Origin of the sequence: Actinoplanes sp. NPDC051633, from assembly GCF_040681735.1 — a bacterium.
In the GTDB taxonomy this organism is placed as follows: Bacteria; Actinomycetota; Actinomycetes; order Mycobacteriales; family Micromonosporaceae; genus Actinoplanes.
In genome coordinates, this window is the sequence record NZ_JBFAZH010000404.1 from 1 (window position 1) to 6,156 (window position 6,156).

Sequence of the window (6,156 nt, forward strand, 5' to 3'; positions counted from 1 at the left end):
TGGGGGGCCCCGGCGGGGCGGTGCGGAGTCCGGCGGGTGAGCCCCGCCCCGGAACCCGGGTTCCGGGGCGGGACTCAGTGGTCAGCGCGCCGGTTTGGTGCCGGCTACGACCAGGTTGTGGCCGGTGTCGGCGGCCACGCCGGCGTTCTCGAAGCCGGCCGCGGTGAGCAGGGTCACGCGCTGCGACGGCCCGCCGCAGGTGCCCATGCCGTAGGCGCCCGGCTGGCTGAGCGAGGTCGGCGTGCACAGGGCGGTCGACCCGGCGTAGCCCAGGCGCACGATCGGGTTGCCGATCGCCTCCGCCGGGTTGTCGGTGGACCACGGCTCGACGGCCACGACGATGCCGCCCGGCGCCAGCCGGTCGAAGGCGGCACGCAGCGCCGCCTCCGGGTCGCCCAGGTCGTGCAGGGCGTCGAAGAAGCAGATCACGTCGAAGGTGCCGTCGCCGAGGTCGGCCGCGTCGGCCACTTGGAAGGTCACGTTCGTCAGGTCCGGCTCCTCGATGACGCGGGCGCGGGCGGTGGCGATCGACGGCGCGTGGTTGTCGAACCCGACGACGGTCGCGGCCGGCCAGGTGCGCGCGATGAGCCGGGCGGCGAACCCGTGCCCGCAGCCGACGTCGGCCACGCGGGCACCGGCGGTCAGCTTCTCGACCAGTCCGGGCACTGCCGGGAACCACGCCTGGGCGAGCTGGTTCACGTACGCGGTCCGGAAGAACCGCTCGATGCCGTGGTGGACGCTGTGCGGCATGTCCGCGTACGCGATGCCGCCGTCGCCCCGGAAGGCGTGCTCGAGCCGGCCGAGGTTGAGGAAGTGCCCGGCCACGATCTCGGCGCCGCCGACGATGTACGCCGGGGAGTCGACCACCGAGAGCGCCAGCGCGTGCTCGATCGGCAGCTCGAAGGTGTCGCCGTCCACGGTGACGTAGCCGGAGACCGCCTGGGCGTTCAGCCATTCGCCGACCAGCCGGGGGTGCAGGCCGGTGGTGGCGGCGAGCTTCTCGGCGGTGACCGGGCCGGCGCCGGTCATCGCCCGGTAGAGGCCGAGCCGGTCGCCGACGACGGTCATCGCGGTGGCGGCGGCGCCCGCGAGATCGGTGATGAGCTGTCCGACGAAGGCCTCGGCCTTCGCCTCGTCGATGTGTTGCGTGTCAGTCATGCCGCGAACGATGCGTGGCGCCGCTTGCCCGTCCCTTGCGCACGGCTTGCCGGCCGAGCAACCGGCCGAGCAAGTAGTGGTAGCCCATAGGCCTATCCGGCGCCCGGATGCACCGCTGGGCTACCACTTTTCGCTTGGCGGAGCGCGGCGAGCGCGTACTCCGTCACCGCCGGGACGTCGCCCGGGCCCGGTGGCCGGGTGCCGGGGATTCGCAACCGCTCGTGCCGTTCCAGGTCGGGGCCCATCACCGCCGGCGCCAGCGGGTCGGCGTCGGCGGCCGCGATGATCGACGCCGCGGCGTCCGGCTCGCCGAGACCGGCCAGCAGCTCGGCGACGAGGCGCAGCACGGTCCACACCTGCGCGGTCATCCCGGCGGCGTGCACCCGCTCCAGCACCTCGGCGCACGCGCCGGCGGCGATCGGCGAGCCGGTGCGGATCAGCACGGCGGCCCGCGCCACCCGGGCGATGTTGCCGATGTAGCCGTGGTGGATGGCGTCGCTGATCCGCATCGAGGTCTCGAAGTGCGCCATCGCCGCTGCCGGGTCGGTCGCCGAGGCCAGCTCGCCGAGGGTGAACGCCACGAACCCGTCGGCCGAGCGGGCGGCGGCCACGGTCGGCTCGTACTCGTCCAGCAGGCGGCGCGCGCCCTGCTCGTCGCCGGTGTACAGGCGCATCAGCGCCGCGCAGCAGACGCCCATCGCGGCCACCCACGCCGGTGCCTGCCGGTCGCCGGCGAGCGCGACCGCCTCGATCCGCACGTCCTCCACGCGACCTTCGAACATTGCGTTGGAGGCGCGGACGATCCGGCAGCTCCAGTGCAGCGGATGGTCCGGGCCGAGCACGGCGATGGCCGCGGTGAGCAGGCGGTCGGCGACCACGAAGTGGCTGTTCAGCCACGCCGCGGCGCCGGCCGCGAGGGCGAAGAGCGCGTCGGACTCGGTCTCCACCCGCTCGGGCGCGAGCCGGCCGAGCTGCTCGATGACGGCCGGGTGGGGCGCGTCGGAGGTGAGGGCGCCGAGCATCGCGGCCAGCCGGGCGGCCTGGTCACGGCGCCCGGTGCGGACCAGCCAGTCCAGCGCCTCCTGCGCGTTGGCCAGCTCGCGCCGCAGGTCCGGGGTGGTGCGCGGATCGCGGAAGGCCTGCGCGGCCAGCAGATCCGTGACGTACGACAGCATCCACTCGGCGTGCGCGGCGCGGGCCTCATCCTCGCGCTCCGGGCCGAGATGCGCCAGGCCGGCGTGCCGGACCGTTTCCAGCAGCCGGTAGCGCGGCCGGTCGGCGGTCAGGTCGGTGACCACCAGCGACGCCTCGGCCAGCTCGGCGAGCAGTTGCTCGCGGTGGTTCGCGAGGTCGGCGGGCGCCAGGTGCGCGAGACCGTCCAGGCCGAAACCCCCGCGGCACACGGCGAGCCGGTCCAGCAGGGCCTGCGCGGCCGGGTCGAGCAGCCGGTACGACCACTCGACGGTGGCCCGTACCCCGGTGGCCCGGTCCGCGCCGCGCGCCGGATCCAGCACGGTGAGCCCGGCGCCCAGCCGGTCCCGCAGGTGGGCCATGCCGAACACCGCCTCCCGCCGGGCCGCCAGCTCGACGGCGAGCGGCAGGCCGTCGACCAGCTCGCAGATCTCCGCGGCCAGCACACGGCTCTCCGCGGTGTCCGCGAACCCGTCGCGCAGCAGTGCCGCCCGGTCGCAGAACAGGTCGACCACGTCGGCCTGGGGCAGCGGGCCGAGCCGCAGCACGCGCTCCCCCGGCAGCCCGAGCGGCTGCCGGGAGGTGGCCAGCACCCGGACGCCGGGGCAGCGGTCCAGCACCGCCGCCGTCAGGCGCCGCACCGCCTCGATCAGGTGCTCGCAGTTGTCCAGCACCAGCACGGCCGGCCGCGAGCCGAGGTGCTCGGCGAGCGCCTCGACACCACCGCGGGGCGCCGCCTGCAGGCCGAGGGCGCCGGCCACCGCGGTCGCGACATCCGCCGGGACGGCCACCTGGGCCAGCTCGACGACCAGTTCCTCACCGGTGAGGATCTCGGTCGTCAGCCGCGTCTTGCCGACCCCGCCGGGCCCGGCGAGGGTGGTCAGCCGCCCGCTGCGGAGCGCGGCGCGCAGCGTGGCCATCTCGGCGTCCCGGCCGAAGAAGCGGTCCGGCCTCGTCCGGGCCGGTGTCGGCGCCGGCCCGGGCGGGATCGCTTCCTCGGTCAGGATCCGCCGCTGCAGCTCGTCCAGCGCCGGCGACGGGTCGAGGCCGTGCTCGTCGGCGATCCGCTCCCGGAAGCGGCGTGCCGCGGCGAGCGCCTCGGCGGTACGCCCGGTGTCGTGCAGCGCCCGCATCAGCAACAGGCACGGGCGTTCCCGGAACGGTTCGGCGGCGGCGAAGGCCTCGATCTCGGGCAGCGCCGCCGCGGCCTGCCCCGCGTCGAGCCGCCGGTCCAGCCACTCCTCGCGGGCGTGCCGGCGCAACTCGTCGAGCCGGGCCAGATCGGGAGCGAAGGCCTGCCGGTCGGCCACGTCGGACAGGGTCTCGCCGCGCCACAGGGCGAGCGCCTCGGCCAGGGTCGCGACCGCGTCCGGCCCCCGCTGCCCTCGGGCGGTGCTGATCAGCGCCTCGGCACGGGCGGCGTCGACCGCGTCCGGCGGCAGGTCCAGGCGGTAACCGCCGGGCTCCCGCCGGATCAGCTCGGCGCCGGCCAGCCGCCGCAGCCGGGAGACGTAGCTGTGCAGGTTCCCGACCGCGTTCGCCGGCGGCTCGCCGCCCCACAGCGCCTCGATCAGGTCACCGACCGGCACCACCCGTCCACCGGCCAGCGCGAGCCGGGCCAGCACGACGCGCTGCGACGCGCTCGGCAGCGGCGCCGGCGAACCGCCGAGCCGCAGCTCGACCGGACCCAGCAGACCCACCTCGGCGCGCACGCGCCCATTCTGACCCGGGGCAGGTCAGGGGTGGTAGGTGGCGCGGAGTTTGTAGAGGCGCGGATCGGCGGTGCGGGCGACGCGCATGATCTCGTCCATGTGCTCTTGGACGTCGGGCCGCTGCGTCATGTTCTCGAACGCCTCGACGCTCTCCCACTGCGCGTAGTTGACGACGCGGGTGCGGTCGAGGCCGGCGTGGATGTTCGCCGAGATGAAGCCGGGGAGGCCGGCGAAGAGCTCGGCAGTGGCCTTGTCCAGGGCCTTCATCAAAGCCTCCTGTGCGTCTTCGGCGCACGTGAAGATGTTGATCAGCGTGACGTGGCCGTTGTCGGTGGAGATCACGGTCGGGTTGTCTCCCATGTTTGTCACGTTAGAGCCGGGACCGCCGCGCTGCAGGGCGACGCGGCACGCTCATCCTCAACTGGAGCTTGACCCTCAACCTCCAGTAGAGGGTCAGGCCGAGGCGCGGGCGACCACCGCGACCGCGTCGAGCGGCTTCTCCGGCGCCGTCTGCTTGCCGACGATCGCGTCCACCACGCTCGCCGCGAGGTGGACGGCCACCGCCGCCTGGTCGGTGGTGACCGTGGTCAGCGGCGGGTCGGCCAGCCGCGCGGCCGGGATGTCGTCGACGCCGATCACCGCCAGGTCCTCCGGCGCGCGCAGGCCCGCCAGCCGCACACCGGCGAGCACGGCCAGCGCCACCTCGTCGTTGTACGCGCACACCGCCGTCACGCCCCGGGCCCGCCACGACTCGACCGCAGCGACCGCCGCGCCGGGCGACAGCGGCACGGTCGCCACCGACGGCGGATCCAGCGACAGCGCCGAGCACCCCGCGCGCACCCCCGCGAGCCGGGGATCCGCGAAGAACCGGAGCCGATGATCGTCCGGGTACGCGTACCCGAGGATGGTGTGTCCCAGCCCGGCCAGATATTGCGCCTGCAGGCGGCCGACCCGCTGCTGGGCCGGGTCAAGCTCCCGCCGCGCGCCGCCGCTCCCGCCCGCCAGCGGCACCACCGGCGCGACGCCCGCGGCGCGCATCGCCGACATCTCCTCCTCGGACAGGTCGGAGAAGTCGCCGAAGGCGAGCACGGCGGCCGGCGTCAACGCCTTCCACAATTCGGAGATCGGCCGGTCGTCACGGCTCGCCGGGTGCACGACGAAGGTCAGCCCGCGCCGGGCGAAGGCGCTGGACAGGTTGCTGAGCAACGCGCCGACCTCGTCGCCGATCGGCCAGTCGGGCAGCAGGCAGAGCACGACGTCGGACCGTCCGGTGCGCAGCGCGCGGGCGGCGGCCGACGGCGCGTACCCCAATGCCGCGGCCGCGCTGAGCACCCGGCCGCGCGTGCCCTCCGAGATGGTCTGGTGTGGCGTGTCGTTGAGCACGTAGCTGACGGTGGCGCGCGAGACACCTGCCATCCGCGCCACGTCCGCGCTGGTCACCCGCTGGCCCATCGGCTCGCCTCCCCGCAGGACTTGCCGTCGCAAGCGCCCGCGATTACGTTGCTGATACCGGGAACTTACACGTTTAACTGAGGCGGAGGCCACCGTGTCGCTGGATTTGAACGCCAAGGTAGCCCTGCTCACCGGCGCGACCACCTTCACGCTCGCGCCGGAGCCCTCGCTCGGGCTGCGCGAGATGCGCCTCTCCGACGGCCCGACCGGCGTCCGCGGTCTCAAGTTCCACGGCGGCCGGGTGGTGGCGCTGTTCCCGAACGCGACGCTGCTGTCGGCCGCGTGGAGCGAGGAGACGGCGTACGAGGTGGGCCGCCTGCTCGCCGAGGAGGCCATGGCACAGGAGATCCACGTCGTGCTCGGCCCGACCATCAACCTGCACCGCAGCCCGCTCGGCGGCCGGCTCTTCGAGGCGTTCTCGGAGGATCCGCTGCTCACCGGCAAGATCGCCGCGGCGTACGTGCGCGGAATGCAGGACCAGGGCGTCGGCGCGTGCCTCAAGCACCTGGTCGCCAACGAGTCGGAGACCGACCGCAACACGGTGGACAGCGTGGTCGACGAGGCGACGCTGCGCGAGCTGTACCTGCTGCCCTTCGAGATCGCCATCGAGGACGCCGACGCCTGGTCGATCATGGCTGCGTAC

Annotated in this window: 5 protein-coding genes; 1 reads left to right on the plus strand and 4 read right to left on the minus strand. The window is 74.4% G+C overall.

The window, feature by feature from the left end; genetic code table 11:
- Nucleotides 1–81: 81 nt before the first annotated feature.
- The 4 genes from AB0M20_RS21940 to AB0M20_RS21955 form a co-directional block, all read right to left on the minus strand.
- Nucleotides 82–1,158, minus strand: coding sequence for a class I SAM-dependent methyltransferase (locus tag AB0M20_RS21940; RefSeq protein ID WP_364300871.1), 1,077 nt, complete (start codon nt 1,156–1,158; stop codon nt 82–84).
- 92 nt (nt 1,159–1,250) lie between these two features.
- Entirely contained in the window at nt 1,251–4,061 is a 2,811-nt protein-coding gene (locus AB0M20_RS21945; RefSeq protein ID WP_364300873.1) for a BTAD domain-containing putative transcriptional regulator, read from the minus strand.
- Nucleotides 4,062–4,085: 24 nt separating this feature from the next.
- Nucleotides 4,086–4,421, minus strand: a complete 336-nt coding sequence (locus AB0M20_RS21950) for an antibiotic biosynthesis monooxygenase family protein (protein WP_364300875.1) — start codon at nt 4,419–4,421, stop codon at nt 4,086–4,088.
- 93 nt (nt 4,422–4,514) lie between these two features.
- Complete coding sequence (locus tag AB0M20_RS21955) at nt 4,515–5,513, minus strand: LacI family DNA-binding transcriptional regulator (RefSeq protein ID WP_364300877.1); 999 nt, start codon at nt 5,511–5,513, stop codon at nt 4,515–4,517.
- Nucleotides 5,514–5,607: 94 nt separating this feature from the next.
- On the opposite strand from AB0M20_RS21955, the gene AB0M20_RS21960 reads away from it, so the two are divergent.
- On the plus strand, nt 5,608–6,156 hold a 549-nt coding region (locus tag AB0M20_RS21960; protein ID WP_364300879.1), incomplete at its 3' end, for a glycoside hydrolase family 3 N-terminal domain-containing protein.